Origin of the sequence: Saccharococcus thermophilus (assembly GCF_011761475.1) — a bacterium.
Taxonomy (GTDB): Bacteria; Bacillota; Bacilli; order Bacillales; family Anoxybacillaceae; genus Saccharococcus; species Saccharococcus thermophilus.
Map to the genome: position 1 here is coordinate 1,389,411 of NZ_JAASRS010000001.1, position 16,657 is coordinate 1,406,067.

Annotated in this window: 15 protein-coding genes and 3 pseudogenes; 6 read left to right on the plus strand and 12 right to left on the minus strand. The window is 43.7% G+C overall.

Annotation, left to right across the window (positions count from 1 at the left end):
• Window positions 1–31 precede the first annotated feature (31 nt).
• The 10 genes and pseudogenes from BDD39_RS07180 to BDD39_RS07225 form a co-directional block, all read right to left on the minus strand.
• Window positions 32–631 (minus strand): annotated as a pseudogene (locus BDD39_RS07180) (4Fe-4S dicluster domain-containing protein); the annotation flags it as partial.
• A gap of 1 nt (window position 632) precedes the next feature.
• Window positions 633–1,961 (minus strand): FAD-binding oxidoreductase, encoded by a 1,329-nt coding sequence (locus tag BDD39_RS07185; protein WP_166909380.1) that lies wholly within the window; start codon window positions 1,959–1,961, stop codon window positions 633–635.
• A gap of 180 nt (window positions 1,962–2,141) precedes the next feature.
• On the minus strand, window positions 2,142–3,038 hold the full coding sequence (locus BDD39_RS07190; RefSeq protein ID WP_166912319.1) for an NAD(P)-binding domain-containing protein: 897 nt from the start codon (window positions 3,036–3,038) through the stop codon (window positions 2,142–2,144).
• Window positions 3,039–3,091: 53 nt separating this feature from the next.
• Window positions 3,092–3,871, minus strand: coding sequence for a hydroxypyruvate isomerase family protein (locus BDD39_RS07195; RefSeq protein WP_166909382.1), 780 nt, complete (start codon window positions 3,869–3,871; stop codon window positions 3,092–3,094).
• Between the two features lie 66 nt (window positions 3,872–3,937).
• Window positions 3,938–4,531 carry an aldehyde dehydrogenase family protein gene (locus BDD39_RS07200; protein WP_279587934.1) on the minus strand — a complete coding sequence of 198 codons (594 nt, stop codon included), beginning with the start codon at window positions 4,529–4,531 and terminating at the stop codon, window positions 3,938–3,940.
• A gap of 262 nt (window positions 4,532–4,793) precedes the next feature.
• Window positions 4,794–5,429, minus strand: a complete 636-nt coding sequence (locus BDD39_RS07205; protein WP_166909386.1) for a Bax inhibitor-1/YccA family protein — start codon at window positions 5,427–5,429, stop codon at window positions 4,794–4,796.
• A gap of 114 nt (window positions 5,430–5,543) precedes the next feature.
• Complete coding sequence (cysK, locus tag BDD39_RS07210; RefSeq protein WP_166909389.1) at window positions 5,544–6,467, minus strand: cysteine synthase A; 924 nt, start codon at window positions 6,465–6,467, stop codon at window positions 5,544–5,546.
• A 73-nt stretch (window positions 6,468–6,540) separates the two neighbouring features.
• Window positions 6,541–7,947 (minus strand): sensor histidine kinase, encoded by a 1,407-nt coding sequence (locus tag BDD39_RS07215; RefSeq protein ID WP_166909391.1) that lies wholly within the window; start codon window positions 7,945–7,947, stop codon window positions 6,541–6,543.
• On the minus strand, window positions 7,948–8,625 hold the full coding sequence (locus BDD39_RS07220) for a response regulator transcription factor (RefSeq protein ID WP_166909393.1): 678 nt from the start codon (window positions 8,623–8,625) through the stop codon (window positions 7,948–7,950).
• The gene (locus BDD39_RS07225) at window positions 8,594–9,601 is read right to left on the minus strand and encodes a YncE family protein (RefSeq protein WP_166909395.1); all 1,008 of its coding nucleotides are present in this window, start codon (window positions 9,599–9,601) and stop codon (window positions 8,594–8,596) included. The genes BDD39_RS07220 and BDD39_RS07225 overlap by 32 nt, the downstream gene beginning before the upstream one ends.
• 167 nt (window positions 9,602–9,768) lie before the next feature.
• On the opposite strand from BDD39_RS07225, the gene BDD39_RS07230 reads away from it, so the two are divergent.
• Together BDD39_RS07230 and BDD39_RS07235 are read left to right on the plus strand one after the other, a co-directional pair.
• Window positions 9,769–10,875, plus strand: coding sequence for a histidine kinase N-terminal domain-containing protein (locus BDD39_RS07230; protein WP_166909397.1), 1,107 nt, complete (start codon window positions 9,769–9,771; stop codon window positions 10,873–10,875).
• A gap of 46 nt (window positions 10,876–10,921) precedes the next feature.
• Complete coding sequence (locus tag BDD39_RS07235) at window positions 10,922–11,284, plus strand: hypothetical protein (RefSeq protein WP_166909399.1); 363 nt, start codon at window positions 10,922–10,924, stop codon at window positions 11,282–11,284.
• Window positions 11,285–11,515: 231 nt separating this feature from the next.
• On the opposite strand, the gene BDD39_RS16750 is transcribed toward BDD39_RS07235, so the two are convergent.
• Window positions 11,516–11,833, minus strand: coding sequence for a hypothetical protein (locus BDD39_RS16750; protein ID WP_243846007.1), 318 nt, complete (start codon window positions 11,831–11,833; stop codon window positions 11,516–11,518).
• On the minus strand, window positions 11,821–12,225 hold the full coding sequence (locus BDD39_RS16755; protein WP_243846008.1) for a hypothetical protein: 405 nt from the start codon (window positions 12,223–12,225) through the stop codon (window positions 11,821–11,823). The genes BDD39_RS16750 and BDD39_RS16755 overlap by 13 nt, the downstream gene beginning before the upstream one ends.
• Before the next feature lie 532 nt (window positions 12,226–12,757).
• On the opposite strand from BDD39_RS16755, the gene BDD39_RS07245 reads away from it, so the two are divergent.
• The 4 genes and pseudogenes from BDD39_RS07245 to BDD39_RS07260 all read left to right on the plus strand — a co-directional run.
• Complete coding sequence (locus BDD39_RS07245) at window positions 12,758–13,636, plus strand: IS982 family transposase (protein ID WP_166907142.1); 879 nt, start codon at window positions 12,758–12,760, stop codon at window positions 13,634–13,636.
• 183 nt (window positions 13,637–13,819) lie between these two features.
• Window positions 13,820–14,308: pseudogene (locus BDD39_RS07250) on the plus strand (oligopeptide:H+ symporter); the annotation flags it as partial.
• 116 nt (window positions 14,309–14,424) lie between these two features.
• Complete coding sequence (locus tag BDD39_RS07255; protein WP_081189990.1) at window positions 14,425–15,606, plus strand: IS701 family transposase; 1,182 nt, start codon at window positions 14,425–14,427, stop codon at window positions 15,604–15,606.
• 57 nt (window positions 15,607–15,663) lie between these two features.
• A pseudogene (locus BDD39_RS07260) lies at window positions 15,664–16,581 on the plus strand (peptide MFS transporter); the annotation flags it as partial.
• Window positions 16,582–16,657 lie beyond the last annotated feature (76 nt).

The following is a 16,657-nucleotide window of genomic DNA, read 5'->3' on the forward strand; positions in this document are numbered from 1 at the left end:
CTTTGTTTTGACCTTGTTAGGGTGCGAAATGTGAGTTAATAACGTTCGTATGCTTGTATTTTTTCCGCACCGGCACGCCCACTTCCGGCAAAATGGCTTCCATATCCGCCAAATGTTTTGGCATCATACGGAGCAATTTTGTTTTGCGGGCAAGCGTCTGCAATCCGCTTTTTTGATACAGTTTTAACAGGCTGCCGAGCAAGTGGAGACGGGATGGATGCGGAAACACCCCTTTGAGGAAGAAATCGCTGACCAACGCTTTCCGTCCAGTTAACGGAATCGCTTGCCGGATTTGTCCGCGCACTTGTTCAATCAGTCCGCCGACATCGACATCCGCAGGGCACGCCGTCGTGCAGGCGCGGCAGTCAAGGCACGTAAAAATGGGATCGATTAAATCTCCTGTAATCTCCAGCTTCCCTTCCCCAACCGATTTCATCAAATGCACGCGTCCGCGCGGCGAATGTTGTTCCTGACCGGTTTGTTCGTATGTCGGGCACGATTCCAAACACATGCCGCAATGCACGCAGTCCGCCCATTTGCTTGGATCCGGCGGATCGCTAAAACGATAGTTTCCAAGGCTAACGGTCGTACAGGACGGTCCGCTTTTCATCTCGCTTTCTTTTAAACTCATCTTATATCCCCCCGACAAACCGCTGATGATTTAACGTTTGCTTTGGATCAATTTTTCGCTTGATTCCTTCAAGCAGAAAAAAGTACGACGGCTTTTCTCCCCATACATTGACGCGGGTTCGCAGCGCGAAAGGCAGGTGCTTGACGATGGCGTACCCGCCCAAGCTTGTCGCCGCCGCCCGCAGCTGTTCGATCGCCGTGATGATCGATTCCTCGCTTCCTCTCAAATACACTTGGCAAAGTCCGTGCCCTAGGCCGCCGTGCGCCTCTACATGAACATGGCAACTCTCTTGCAGCAAGTCGCTTTCCCGAATAATAGAGATCACATCTAGATTGATAACGCCGATTTTCACCGCCGCTTCGACTTCATTTCCAGCCGGTTCGTACGGTGCGGCGCCATTCGGGCCGATCGTGTAGAACGTTTGCCAAAACGACTTTGCCTCTTCTTGCGGAAGAATGCGAATGGCCGTGTGAGGCGGGCGAAGGCGCTGTACATAGTCCTCCTGATAATGAACGGCGCTTTCTACATCTTCAAACGCGATCATTAGCGTATAAGCACGCCTGCCGATCAGCCGCTCCGACAGCGACGGGCTCAACAATTCCAAACAAACCGGCTCCATCATCGAATCGAGAAATTGAACGGCAAACGAACGGACTTCTTCCAAATTCCCCGACGGAAATGACAGCAATACAACACTTTCATATTTCGGCAGCGGGCGGAGCTTCAGCGTAATTTCCGATAAGACGCCAAGCGTCCCCATCGCTCCGATAAACAGCTTGTTCATATCATAGCCGGCCACATTTTTCACGACTTTTCCTCCAGAACGGATGACCTTTCCGTCAGGATAGACCGTCCGCAAACCAATGACACTGTCGCGCGCCGAACCGTAGCCGAGCCGCTTTGGCCCGCTGTCGTTCGCCGCAATGACACCGCCGATCGTCGCATATTGCGGCCACACAGGATCAAGCGCAACCTTTTGCCGGTATTCTGCCAAGTAATCTTGTAGTTGCTGAAACACCGTCCCAGACTTGACCGTCACTGTCATATCCGCAGCCGCATGTTCGACAATGCCGCTATAGTTTGCCAAGGAAAGCAAAATATCCACACACTCGATTTGCCCTCCAAACCCTCGTTTCGTCCCCCCGCCAACAATACATACTTTTTTTCCATGGCTGTTGGCGTAACGCAAAACAGCGGAAATTTCCTCTTCTGTTTGCGGATAAACGGTCACATAGCCGCTGTTGCCAAGCGGATGTATTTGCTCTTCTATTCGCACTTGTTTTTCAGGCAAAAACGCTGTTAAATCGTCTTTCCATTTTAAAGGAAGCAAGCTTTGCACCTCCTGTTGTTTCGCAATAAGAAACAGTGTTTCTTTTATGTTATAAAAAAAAGTGTTTCTAAAAGGTAAAGCGAGTCAAAGTTATACGTGTTTCTATTTACTATTATTAAACCATTCATTTTTATATTTTTCAATGAATTTTTCTAATTTAGAATTTATGAATAATTGAGTTTATACTTCTTTCTTTTTAACCGTCACATTGCATCGTTTTTCTAGCGTCTGGATGACGGCGGACATATCAAAATCAGATAATCCTTGTTTCACCGCGATGGCAAACGTCTCTTCCGCAATTTGGCCTAAAAATTGCTTCATCCCAATTTCATCCATCAACTGATTTGCCAAACGGACATCTTTATGTACATATTTTACCGCTCCGCCTGGTTCGAACTTGCGCGGCAGCACATATTGCTCCATATGTCTGCGAAGCATGCGGCTGTCTCCGTAGCTCGCTTTCAAGATACGGTAAAGCTGCTCGGCATCTAGTCCAAGTGCCGCCCCAGCGACCATTGCCTCTGAAGCAGCAACGGAATGTACAGCGACAAGATATTGATTCATTAGTTTTGCCGCGCTTCCCGAACCGCTAGGCCCTAAATACTCTACCGTTTCGCCAAGGACGTTCAGCAGCGGCAATACTTGTTCCCAAACCTGCTTCTCCCCGCCAACCATGATTGTAAGCGTCCCTTGCTCCGCTCCTTCCGGCCCACCGCTCACCGGTGCGTCTAAATAGTAAATGTCTTTCTCTTGAGCCTGTTTGGCCACCGTTTTGCTTGTATCCGGTCCGACTGTCGTAAAATCAAGACAAATCGTTCCCGGGCGAGCATGGTGGATCACACCGTCTTTTCGCAAATAAACGTCGATGACATCGTCCGGCATCGATAAACAAGTGCAAATCATATCTGAACGCTGCGCCAGCTCCGCGATGGTATCCGACCTTTCCGCTCCAAGCTCCAATAGCGGCACCGTTTTCTCCGCGGAGCGGTTGTATACGGCGACGTCATATCCAGCCACAAGCAGCCGTTTAGCCATTCTTGATCCCATAACTCCTGTCCCGATGAATCCAATTTTCACTTTTGTGCGCATCGCCGCTTGCTCGGGGATGCTTCCTCCCTTCTTTCTTTTTTTCAAGTCAAGTAATCGTTCATCCATTGAAAACTGTGCTTGCTTTTGTCCGACGGAATATATTCGAGCCCGATCGCCCCGTTGTATCCGCGTTCTTTTAAAAACTGAAACACATATTCATAACGGATTTCTCCCGTTCCCGGCTCATGCCGTCCCGGAACGTCAGCAATTTGTACATGGGCAATCCAATCAAAATAGACGTCAAACGTCGCGGTTAAATTTCCTCGCGTTCGCTGCATATGGTAAAAATCATATTGCAGCTTGATGTTGGAAAGCCCAATCTCTTTGATGATTGACACAGCTTCATCCACGTCCGTTAAAAAATAATTTGGCATATCAAGCGGGTTAATCGGTTCGATCAACAGCGTCAGCGAATGCTGGGCCATTTGCTTTGCCGCATCATAAAGATGGCGCATGTACGTTTCTTTCGCCTTTTGCCGGTCTAAATCAGCTGGAAGCACTCCCGCCATACAATGAATATACGGAACGTTCAACTCGACCGCATACCGAATTCCTTCCTCGACTGACCGCCAAAACTCATCCGCTCGATCTGGAAAAATCGCTAATCCTCTATCCCCTTGTTCCCAATTTCCCGGCGGCAAATTGATTAATACGAGAGATAGTCGATGTTTATCCAGCTCATAGCGGATGCGCTCGATCGAATATTCGTATGGAAACTGGCATTCCACGAGCGAAAAACCGCACTCTCTCGCCTTTTGAAACCGCTCTAGAAACGGCACTTCCGTAAAAATGGTTGAGAGGTTCACGGCAATCCTATTCATTCGTTTCTCCCCCCTTTTCTGCCCCATATTGTTTAACCATTCGCGCCGCCAATACTATATTCCTGCCTATCTCAGCAGCAGTTTTATCCACTGAAGCGCCTTTGGATAGTTTGGGTAGCGCACAGCGATATCCCATGCCGTCGTTTGCCGCAATATGCTTTTATAATGGGAAAAAGCATCAAAGCTTGCTTTGCCATGATACGCGCCGAACCCGCTTTGCCCGACGCAGCCAAACGGCAAATACGGCGTGGCGATATGCATCAGCGTATCGTTAATGCAGCCGCCGCCAAAACTGACACGCTCTAGCACCGCTTGCTGTACACGGCGATCCTCAGAAAACAAATATAGTGCCAGCGGTTTTTCGTAACACTGAATAAAGTGGATTGCTTCATCGATATCCGTAAACGAAAAAACCGGCAAAATCGGACCGAAAATTTCTTCTTGCATGATCGGCGCGTCTTTTGCAACATTGTCGAGAATCGTCGGCTCGACCCAACGTTCCTTAATATCGTAGCGTCCGCCGTGAACAATCATTCCATCCTGCAAAAAAGAAACGAGCCGTTTTGTGTGGCGTTCACTGACTATTTTGGCGCAATGTTCACTCATTTCCGGCTTATCTCCGTAAAACTCACGAATATAGTGTTTCATTTTTTCTACCAATGCATGTTTGGATCGCTTTTCTTAACTTTTCAAGCTACTCTAGGCGAAATTCCACCGTTTTTGTTTCCCCTGTTTGAAAATAGCGCCGCTTTTTTTCAAGCAGTTCCCTCATGACGTTCCGCTCCTTTCACTCATCAGCTATATAGCGGCCATCCTCATCTTTTCGAAGCGTGATTTAGTTGTGTGACTGCTTATGTATGCAATGAAAAAGGACTGTTTCCTAGACAATAGGGGAAACAGTCCTTTTTGCATAAAGGTTCAATCAATCTTCATCGCTGGCAAAAAAGCGCAAAATATAAATAAACAAGTTAATAAAATCAAGATAAATGTTGACGACAATCATCGGAATGTCGGCTTCCGTAAAACCATAGCGGGCAAGACGATTTATATCATAAATCGTAAAACCGAGAAAAATGAGAATTCCTAGTGCAGAAATCCCCAATTGCCCAACGCTAGAAAACGGGATGAACCATTGAATAATGAGAAGACCAAGCAGCGCAAACGCCCCTAATGTTAAAAAGCCGCCAAGAAATGAAAAATCTTCTTTCGTTTTCGCCGCATAAATCGCTACGCCGGAAAAGGAAATCACGGCTAGCGCAAACGCCTTGAGCACAGCTTCCGCACCAATAACGGCAACATAGTGTCCAATGAGTGGATATAGCGTTGCGCCAGATACGAGCATAAAGCTGTACATAAGCGGATGGCCGACCGTTTTTTTGCTGCGAGCAAATATCATAGCAATTAATAAAATAATCTCGAGTATGTTAAGCGGCAAATACATCCCTATTGGGATCCACTGACCGATGTAAAGGCCCCCTGTTGCTACTGCCAATGCTGCTAAAAAGGAGACTGTTAGTTTAGCAATGGGACTAGATGAATACGTTGTTGAATAATTCAATATCTATTCCCTCCTTTTTTCTTTTTCTATTTAGTTTATCATAACGGACCGCAAGCGGTCATTAGTGAAAATGGCATTTTTGTATAAAAAAGACTCGCCTAAGCGAGCCTTTTGTTAGTCGGCAAATAAATCGGACGACAAATAACGTTCTCCCGAATCCGGTGCAATGCTAAGAACGCGCGCCCCTTTTGGAAGCTGCTTGGCCACCTCGATGGCATAATACGCGCTAGCAGCGGCGGAAGCGCCGACAAGGATGCCTTCTTCGGCCGCAAGACGGCGCGCCATCATTTGCGCATCTTCATCTTTAATAAGAAAAATATCGTCATAAATATTGCGGTTTAAAATTTTCGGGATAAATCCCGGACCTGTACCCGGGATTTTATGTGGTCCTGGCTTTCCTCCCGACAATACAGGGGAACCATATGGCTCTACGACATAAATGCGCAAATTAGGGATGCGCTTTTTCAATTCTTCTCCGGTGCCAGTCACGGTTCCACCCGTACCGGCAGTAAGCACAAACGCATCTAACTTTCCATCGAACGCATCCAAAATTTCCTGCGCCGTGCTATGGCGATGCGCATCCGGATTCGCCGGATTTTCAAATTGCATCGGAATAAAGCTGTCCGGGATTTGCGCGGCGAGCCGGTTGGCTTCATCAATCGCTCCTTGCATCCGTTTTTCCGCCGGCGTTAAATACACTTCCGCTCCGTATGCTTTTAAAATTTTTACCCGCTCGACCGTTGCGTTATCCGGCATCGTGATAATGCAGCGATAGCCCCGAGCCGCACATACCATCGCCAAACCGATTCCGGTATTGCCGGAAGTCGGTTCGATAATGGTGCTTTTCCCCGGCACAATCTTTCCTTCTTGCTCCGCGCGCCGAATCATTTCAAACGCCGCCCGGTCCTTTACGCTTCCTCCCGGGTTAAACGATTCTAGTTTCATATACACATCTGCGCCATGCGGATCAGGAATTCGGTTTAATTTTACAATTGGTGTATTGCCGATTAAGTCTAAAATAGAGTTATATAGTTTCATCGCAAGTCCCCAACCTTTATTAAAATTATTTTTATATGATTATAGGTCTTTTTTTGTCTTCTTTCAATGATGGCTACTCCACGTATATCGGAAGTTGAATCACCACTTCCAATCCTTTTCCTTCTTCGCTGTAAAACGAAATCGTTCCATCGTGAAGGGAAATAATTTGTTTGACAATCGCCAAGCCCAATCCTGTACCGCCTTCTTTTCTTGTTCGCGCTTGATCAACACGGTAAAAGCGTTGTCCAAGAAACGGCAGCTTTTCTTTTGGGACTCCTTTTCCCGAATCACGAATGATAAGTTGACAACTCGCATCGCTAACTTTTTTCAGTTGTATATGGATCTTTCCGGCGGTTGGGGTATAACGCACGGCATTATCTAAAAGGTTTTGCACCACTTGTTCAAGCCGGTCGGCATCCCCTTCCAAAATAATATCGTGATCTAATTCCATGTTAAGTGTAATTTGTTTGTTTTGTAAAAACGGTTCGTATTTTGCGGCCGTATCTTCGATCACTTGCGCAAATACGAGCGGGATTTTTTGCAGCGGCACACTATTTCCTTCTAACCGCGCCAAATCCAGCAAGTCACGAACAAGCCGCTCCATTCGAGCTGATTCACGGTGAATGAGTTGAACATATTTTCTTTCTTCCGCTTTCGTTTTCACCAACCCTTGTAATATCGCTTCGCTATATCCTTTCACATAGCTTAATGGCGTCCGTAATTCGTGAGAAACGTTCGCTAAAAATTCGCGTTTTCGCATATCTTCTTCGGCAATTGCTTTTGCCATCACATTAAACGCTTTGGCAAGCCTGCCAACTTCATCGTTTGCCCGAACTGGAATTTGCGCCCGATAATCTCCTTGCGACATATGATATGCTACTTTTTCCATTTCTTTTAGCGGATCTGTGATATGACGCGCCATTCGCTTTCCGGCAAGAAGAAGAACAAACACAAATAATGTGGCAATCGGAAGCCAAACGATAGCGACATCTTTTGTCAATTCTTGAATGCTCGCGAGCGGAATATAAAGATAGAGCGCCCCCTGTAACCGATGCTCATCTAAAAGCGGCACAATCACCCCCATAATTTGGCGGTGAAATCGCTTTTCATAACCGATTTTCGTGACCGTATCGCCGCGCAATAATTTGGATCGATCATCACCGCTAATTAATGATTTATATTCAACTCCAAACGGCAAACAAGCACTTAATTCGCGAGGATTATTAACTAAAAGTACTTCCGCCGTTGATTTTTCATTATACCATTCGACTTGTTTGCGGAACGTATCGGTAATCGGACCGCCTTGATAATCGGATGCCAGCAGTTTTCCCTCTTCCAATAACGTCTCTTCCACTTTATCCACATACAATTTTTGATAAAAATAATTTAATAAAAAATAAGAAAATGAAACCGTCAAAATAACTCCGATACTGATCATTAGCCAAATTTTTTGCCCTAACGTCATCGACTTTGGCTGCATTTACGACACCTCAAATTTATATCCGATTCCCCAAACGGTTTGAATAAAATCGCTCGCTTTTTTTAATTTCATGCGCAACGTTTTAATATGCGTATCGACCGTTCTTGCATTTCCTGTATAATCATATCCCCATACTTGGGCAAGCAAGTCTTCCCGGCTAAACACTTGTCCATGATGTTTAGCCAAAAATAAAAGTAAATCAAATTCTTTTAACGTAAGCACAACCGGATCTCCATCCACCGTTACTTTTCTCCCTCTTTCATCAATTACGAGCGGCCCGAACGACAGATCTTCATTCTTTTGTTTGTCATGGTATACACGGCGCATAATCGCTTCAATGCGGGCAATAAGCTCACCGGGACTAAACGGCTTCACAATATAATCATCGCCGCCAAGCTTCAGCCCTTTCACTTTATCCCATTCATCTCCCCTTGCCGTTAAAAATAAAATGGGAACATCCGATTGTTTGCGAATGCGGGCGCACAATGTAAATCCATCCATTTTCGGCATCATGACATCAATTAAAATCACATCCACCTTGTTGTTTTCAAGAATTTGTAACGCCTCTTTTCCATCCTCCGCCTCTAAATAAGAAAAACCAGCATTTTCTAAGTACATTCCGACTAAAAAACGCATATCTTCTTCATCATCGACGATTAACACCGTTTTCTTTTCCATCGTCATCCCCCTTCCGAATGAGCAATTGAAACGGGCCTTTCCCTGTTTTCCATCGCGCGATGATCTCCATCGTGTGCTGATCAACGACATAGATTTCATTGCTGTCATAGCTAGCAACATATAGCCGTCCGTTCGCTCCGATCATGGTAAAAGGATTCGCTCCGATCGTTACAGATGCTTTCAAATTTCCTGAATCATCCCATTTCCGTACCATATTAGAACCATGACTTAATGCAAATATTCCTTCGTTTGTTTCAACAAAACTCACTGGCATCACTGGCGCCTTCATCAATTTTATTAGTTCTCCCGTTTTTATAGAATAAATACGAATATTCGTTTCCACTGTACTGCCGCTTCCGTGTCCCCCGATCCACAATTCCTGTTGCCGCTCGCGAAGCAAGCCGCCAAACGCGAATTTTGGAACGGAAAACTTACGGATGACGCGCCGTTTGTCGACATCGACAATATATGCTTTTGTATCGCGAAAATCAATCGCGTATATGGTTGTACCTGCTTTATTTTGCAATAAAGTTAACGGCTTATTCCCTACCTCGATTTTTCCTTTTTCTTTTCCATTCCCATCAAATATCCGAAGCGCTTTTTCCCGTTCGTCTGCCAAAAAAACGGTATTCCCTTTATTAGACACAAGCGCGCCGACAATTCCTTTTCCCGTTTTCCATTTGCTTTTCTCTTTTCCGGTCCTCATATCGTATAAATAAACACGATCTAACTCACTACCATACAATAACAACGTTCTATTATCTTGAAGTAATACGGCGCCTTTTATTGGTTTCTTCATTTTCCATTCCGCGACTTTCTTTCCTGTTTGCGTATCAAAAAATGTCACGCTTTCATCGTTCACATTTACGCTGATTAACACTTCCAAGCGTTTTGGAATAGCGGGAAACGTTTCTTGTTCACATCCATGAACGAATAACATTCCTAATACCGCTAGCAACATATATATCCTTCTCATGTCCGCACCTCCTTTGTAGATAAGTTGATTATAAACAAATATGATGAAATATTTGTGAAAAATTGTTCACATTTATTCATCAAATAAAAATTTACATTTATTCTACCTTTTCCTTCTTTATAATTAAAATTAAGGAAGTAAAAGAATAAAAAACGAGGTGACAGCGTTTGACGTCCGCAGCAAAAAAATTAGCCGCCTATTTAGATGAACATTTTTCCGATTTTCTTTCCTACTGGCGAAACCATATGTATATCGCTGATAATGATAAATATATCGATCACGTAGAACATAACGGAATAGCGATGTTCCAGCTTGTCAAAGAAACGCTAACTGACCCTGCATTCAGCAGAAAAGATATTGAACAGCTTGCTTACAAAATCGCGAAAGAACGTGCGGAAACGAACATGAATATCGGTGAGTTTGTTTACAACACAAATCTCGGACGAAGATTAATCGTGAAGTATGCACTTCAGTCAACATTGTCGATGGAAGAATTGCGCCCTCTCATCGACGAAATCAATTATTTGTTTGATCAATTTTTGTTTTATGCTGTTACAAAATATGCCGAGTTGAAAGAAGCAGAATTGCGGGAGAAAAACTTATTTATTAGCCAATCTCACAAAGATCGCCTAACATTGCTTGGACAAATGTCATCAAGCTTCGTGCACGAATTTCGTAATCCGCTTACCGCGATCATAGGGTTTGTCCAATTATTAAAATTCGAACACCCGAATTTGCCGTATCTTGACATTATTGACCATGAACTACAGCAGCTTAAATTTCGAATTTCCCAATTTCTTCATGTTTCTAGAAAAGAAATCGCGGAAAGCGAAAAAGAAACGTTTTCTCTCTTTCAGCTATTCGAAGAAATTATTGAATTTTTATACGCAAGTATTGTGGACGGGGACGTGAAAATCTCGCTGTCCGTTGACCAATCGATACATATATTTGCCTATAAAGATCAACTTCGCCAAGTATTTATCAATATTTTATTGAATTCCATCGAGGCGGTAAAAGAAAAAGACAAGCCCCGCCATATTTACATCGATGCATATCGCAAAAATGGAACAGTTTGTATTAACATCGCCAACAACGGTCCTGCAATTCCGAAGGAAATGGTCCAAACGATTTTCGAACCGTTTTTTACGACAAAAAAGTTAGGAACAGGGATTGGCCTTTACATTTGTAAAAAAATTATTGAAGATCACGGTGGGCAAATTACATGCACTTCTAATCAACTAATGACTTCCTTTTTCATTGTATTACCTGTATAAATGCGCCACTAATTCGTTCATACTTATAACAAAAAGGGTGAACGCAATGCTGGAAACATGGAAAAAATGGATCAAACAGACAACGAACACGATAATGCATTGGTTGCAGCAAGAAAAACGGTCCTTTTCCGATATCGCACAATTCATTCGGCAGCATCCTAACACTTCCGTCACGGAGCGAACATGGCTTGGACTGACGTACCGTTTTTATTCGCTCCATCTAGACGATGTTGTCTTGACGATGGAAACGCGGAAAATGAAGGAAAACGAAGAGCATATTTTATTTATGACCCTTTCCTATCCTGACTCTTCCCCGATTGTTTATCGTTCATATGATGAAAAAAGCGACCTTAACGACATGGTAACCATCCCGCCGCTTACACAAAAAACCGCACCTATACCACAGTAAGGTGCGGTTTTATTTTCCTATCCTTTTATGCCATCAAGCCACTCCCTGTAACATTCCTGGCACAACGCTTCTTCACGTTCTTCGCCTGAAACATAAAACGATACATAATGAACCTGATCGTCGCATTCGCATTGGCAATAAAAACACGTTTCGTGCAACGCAACTCCCTCCCTATCCGTTAGCATGGACAGTAGAGGACTTCTTTTTGCGAGTAAATTGCCCCCAATTCAATTATGGATAGGTAAGGGAAAGCAAATAATCGATCACCGCTTCTTGTTCTTCCTTTGTAAATCCCGACTGTTGATCAATCCAATAACGATGGCCATCACCGCTTACATGTACAGCACGGAGTTGTGGATCAGAAGCGTTCGCACGGATCACTTGCTTACGCAGCGTTCGGTCCATCAACGCGCGAAGACTATTGCGTGCATCAGGCACAATCCCTTTTCCTAGCGTTCCCGTTAAACCGAGCTCCCCGTTCGGTCCGACCGCAACACCCCCATCATGGAGATAAGGAGCGCTCCAAGAAAGACCGATTAAGCTCGGCACTTTATAACCTCCTTTAGAATCGCCATGTGCAAACTTTTCCCTTTTTTGTACGTTCGGTCACCAATTGTAATATCTTTTGCCAGCTCCACTTGTAAATTTGTTGTTCCTTTTCCTTTTAAAGCAATAATCGCCTTGGCGATATTCGTCATAGTTAACGGTCCGTTCACAATCCCCATAATATCCGTCAAAAACACTTCATTACCAAATGTTTCTTTATAAAACACTTCTCGCCCTAATTGAAGCAACTGTTTATCAACAACAATAGCACCCTGTTTAGCAGAAACAGACGTTTCTTTACCATCTGCAGATAATTTTTCCACCTTTCCTGTTTCTGCGCTAATCCATTTTCCCCAAATATCCGTGCCCGTTTGATTATTCGCTTCATATTTCACTACATCGTCCTTCCCAGGCAAGAATGCATATTCAATATTGGTGTTGAAAAAAAATCCTCCTCCAATTAACAATAAAAGGAAAATGATAACGATGATATATGTTTTGCGCATTCTTTCTCACCGTCCATCAAGTATATGTAACACGCATAGTGTACCCCCTCTAATGAAAATTAACCATTTTATTACAGATAAACCTCTCTCACCTACATAGTGGTGGAGTCTCTTACCATCTCCATCGAAGAAGCTTCTGCTTTGAAGAAACTTTCATTACATAACTTTATGTATCCAAAAACTCCGATTCATCTCTCTCATTCACTTCATTTAGAGGAAAGATGCTTATTGGATAAAATTCAAAAAATTACCATAAAAACTTCATCAATATATTTAATCTTTAAAATTTTATTAAAATAATACGATAAAATATTTTAAAAACCCGTGGTGCTAGATAAAATCAGACAAGCATAAAAATAGCCCTTGCATGAGGATCTCCTTAAAATGAAAGTGCAACCAAACATCAAAAGGAGAAGTTCCCATGCAAGAACACTTTCATTTTACAACAGATCGTGTCAAACTTCAAAAACAATATGCATCGATTTTGCTTTTTGTATCGGCTCAACTATCGAGTATCCAGATTCATCTTCAACGTCGAAATCGTCATTTGTTGAAACAGAAAGACGAAGTCATCATCACCATCCATGTCCTTGGAAAGTTGTTGGGCTTCACTTCCGAACGGGCTTGGCACCGGTTTGTGATTGGGAATTTGTTTCCCAAGGCCTTGTTCCCTGAGCGTTCTCGGTACAACCGTCGCTGCCGAGCGCTTAGCTTTGCGATCAAGTGGATTCGACACCAGTTGGCCAAGCGCGGGCAACACCATGCGTATGCGGTCGTGGACAGCTTGCCGATCGAGCTGTGTCATTCAGCTCGAATGCATCGCGTCAAACGATTCCGTGGAATTGCCGATATTGGCTATTGTGCTTCCAAAAGGATCACTTTCTATGGGTTGAAACTTCACCTGCAGGTCACCGACCAAGGGCTTCCGATGGGATATGTTGTCACCGAAGCGTCTTGTCACGACCGGGTGGCCGCTGAAACCGTCATGACGCAAATTCCACATCCGTATAACCTCGGTGACAAAGGGTATATCAGCCAAAAGCTGCAAAAGAAGCTGTACGAAGAGCACCGGGTCGCTTTTTGGACGCCCGTTCGAAAAAATCAGCGAATTCGCCAATCGGACGCATGGAAACAGTGGATGAAGCGAAAACGTAAAGTGGTGGAAACCGTGTTTTCGATTTTAGTCGATTCGTATCGGATCACCGAGATTCGAGCGAACTCGGTTTCTGGATTTGAAACGGCGCTGGATGGTATTTTACTGGCTTACTCCCTTGTTGTTCTTGGGCTAGTTGAGTGTTAAAACTCAACTAGCACCACGGGTTTTAAAAAAGTATTTTATTTAATGTTCACGCATAAAATAATGCTGTAAACTTTATTAAAAAATTTAGAATTATATATTTATATATAATTTTATTGACATATAAATATTTTGTAAATTAAAATTAACATTGTATTAACAATGTCTTAGCAAGGAGGAAATATAATGAGTGCACTACCGGAAACACAGACATTGCAAAATCAGCGCACAAAAATGAAGCATCCTCCCGGGCTTTATTTATTATTCTTTACAGAGCTTTGGGAACGATTTAGCTATTATGGAATGAGGGCAATTCTTGTTCTTTATTTAACAACAGAACTTGTCAGCGGCGGATTAGGAATAAAACCGAGCGTCGCCATGACGATTTATGGATTTTTTACTGGTGCTGTTTATTTCACTCCGCTTGTTGGCGGTTATTTGTCTGACCGAGTTTTAGGCAGAAGATTGGCGATTACGATTGGCGGTATTACGATGGCGCTCGGTAACATCATATTGTTTGCCATCAACAATCAAACCGGACTATATATTGGATTACTTTTATTAATTATTGGTAATGGTTTCTTTAAACCAAATATTTCAACACTTGTCGGGGAACTTTATGCTCCAAACGATAAACGAAAAGACGCAGCATTCACCATTTTCTATATGGGACTGTAGATGAGCAAATTCACTAACATAAATTTACATCCATACAAAAAAGGAGACATGAACCCGATTCCTTGATTAGAATAGATGTGTCACCAAACCATTCTCAAGGAGGTTCATGTCTCATGAATAGACTACCACATCACCAAGGAATCGACAAGTTTTTCGCAATGTTGGGGCTGGCCCTTTATTTCTCTAAGCCGGTCATGAAGCATCTCATTCATATTATCGATGCGCTGACAACGAAAGGATTTGCGGGAACCTTGACCGATCTGCATCACGAGAGCTTTCATCCCAACCATCGAACGACACTGAGCCATTTTTTCACGAAAAGCCCTTGGGATGAAGAAATCTTGCTTCGCAAACTCCAGCAGTGGATGCTTCGTCATGTGGAACGAACGGCCAAGCGAGAGAATCACCCCATTTTTGTTTCGATCGATGATACGATCTGCCGAAAAACGAAGCCTTCGTCACAGGCGAAACACGCTATTGAAGGGTGTAATTGGCATTATTCTCACGCGGACAAAAAGTCGATTTGGGGACACTCTCTCGTCTGGCTCATGGTTCATACGATGACGCAAGCCTTTCCCTTTGCGTTTCGCCTCTACGACAAGGCGGATGGGAAAAGCAAGGGTCAATGGGCCATCGAGATGCTTTCTTCTTTGGATGTGCACGGTTCTGTTTATGTGCTGATGGATTCTTGGTACCCATCGAAAACACTCGTGGAAGCCTGCCTGAAAAAAGGATTCCACGTCATTGCGATGCTCAAGACGAATCGGGTTCTCTATCCAAAAGGCATTGCGATCCAAGCCAAGCAGTTTGCACGCTACATCGAACCGGAAGACACCCATCTCGTCACGGTGGGAGAAGAGCGTTATCGCGTGTATCGCTACGAGGGAGCGCTGAAAGGTCTCGATGATGCCGTTGTGTTGTTGGCTTGGAAAGCCGATCAGCCGATGACACCTGAACATCTTCACTGCGTCTTGAGCACCGACCGGGAGCTAAGCGATGAAGAGATCTTGCGCTACTATGCCCAGCGTTGGTCGATCGAATGCTTTTTTCGACAAGCGAAAGACCAGCTGAAGCTCGATGGGTACCGCGTTCGTCAACGTCGGGCGGTGAAACGGTATTGGATCTTGGTGCAACTCGCTTATGTGTACAGTATGGTCGAATCCAACAGCGATTTCTCTACCGGGCTTGACTTCCTTCGAAAGAAGAAAGGACATAGCCTCGTGGAGTTTATTTACGATGCAGCCAAACAAGATATTCCCATTGATGTCGTTAAAAAACAGCTTCATGTGGCATAAGGGGTACTCCGTTTGTCTCTTTTTACATGGTAATTATTGTAATGAAAATTGCTCAACTACAGTATGGGAATTAACTTTGGGGCATTATTCTCGCCACTTGTATGCGGATTTTTAGCGGAAGAATATTTCGCAACGAAAATCAATGGTGTCATCCATTACGGATTTAAATACGGATTTTTAGCTGCTGCGATTGGTATGATTATTGGACAATTAATTTTCAATCTATTTGGAAATCGTTATTTAGGAGATATCGGTAAAAAACCTACCGGCGCACCAGCGAAAACAAACAAAGAAGAAGTAAAAGCAAAAAAACCTTTAACAAAACAAGAAAAACAAAACGTTGCCGTTATTTTTATTTTAACATGCTTTGTCATTTTCTTCTGGGCTGGATTTGAACAAGCTGGAAGTTCGTTAACGCTATATACAGATAAATTCGTCGATAAATCGATTGGCGGCTGGACGATGCCTACTTCTTGGTTCCAATCCATTAACCCATTCTTTATCATCGTGTTGGCGCCGATTCTGTCGAAAATCTGGACAAAACTTGCGAATTCCAAACGCGGTGACTTGCCAAGTCCGGCAAAAATGGGTCTTGGTATGATTTTACTTGGCCTTGGATTTGCTGTATTAATTCCAGCGGTATTACAAACAGGAAGCGACGAACACCATATCGTCGAAAAAGCAAACTTGTTGTTCATTATCTTCACATATTTCCTTCATACGGTCGGCGAACTTTGCTTGTCACCAGTTGGATTGTCGATGGTAAGTAAACTTGCGCCTGTTCGACTCGCATCGGTGCTAATGGGCGTATGGTTAGCAGGAACTGGTGTCGCACAATTGTTGGCTGGCCAATTAGCAGCGTTTACGCAATCTTTAGGTTATTTGGAAATTTTCAGCTTAATTAGCGGCGTGACCATCGGATTAGGACTTATTTTGCTATTGTTTACGAAAAAATTGGTGCGAATGATGAACTAAAAAGTTGGATCCCTTTTTACGGGGCCAGCTTTTTTTTATAATTTTTTGCTCTTGGTTCACCCTATAACTAGTGAGG

Coding starts and splice junctions, on each gene's coding strand:
- BDD39_RS07225 (WP_166909395.1), bottom strand. CDS start 9,601: ATGAGAAGGATATATATGTTGCTAGCGGTATTAGGAATGTTATTCGTT.
- BDD39_RS07220 (WP_166909393.1), bottom strand. CDS start 8,625: ATGGAAAAGAAAACGGTGTTAATCGTCGATGATGAAGAAGATATGCGT.
- BDD39_RS07195 (WP_166909382.1), bottom strand. CDS start 3,871: ATGAATAGGATTGCCGTGAACCTCTCAACCATTTTTACGGAAGTGCCG.
- BDD39_RS07255 (WP_081189990.1), top strand. CDS start 14,425: ATGAATAGACTACCACATCACCAAGGAATCGACAAGTTTTTCGCAATG.
- BDD39_RS07235 (WP_166909399.1), top strand. CDS start 10,922: ATGCTGGAAACATGGAAAAAATGGATCAAACAGACAACGAACACGATA.
- cysK (WP_166909389.1), bottom strand. CDS start 6,467: ATGAAACTATATAACTCTATTTTAGACTTAATCGGCAATACACCAATT.
- BDD39_RS07215 (WP_166909391.1), bottom strand. CDS start 7,947: ATGCAGCCAAAGTCGATGACGTTAGGGCAAAAAATTTGGCTAATGATC.
- BDD39_RS07245 (WP_166907142.1), top strand. CDS start 12,758: ATGCAAGAACACTTTCATTTTACAACAGATCGTGTCAAACTTCAAAAA.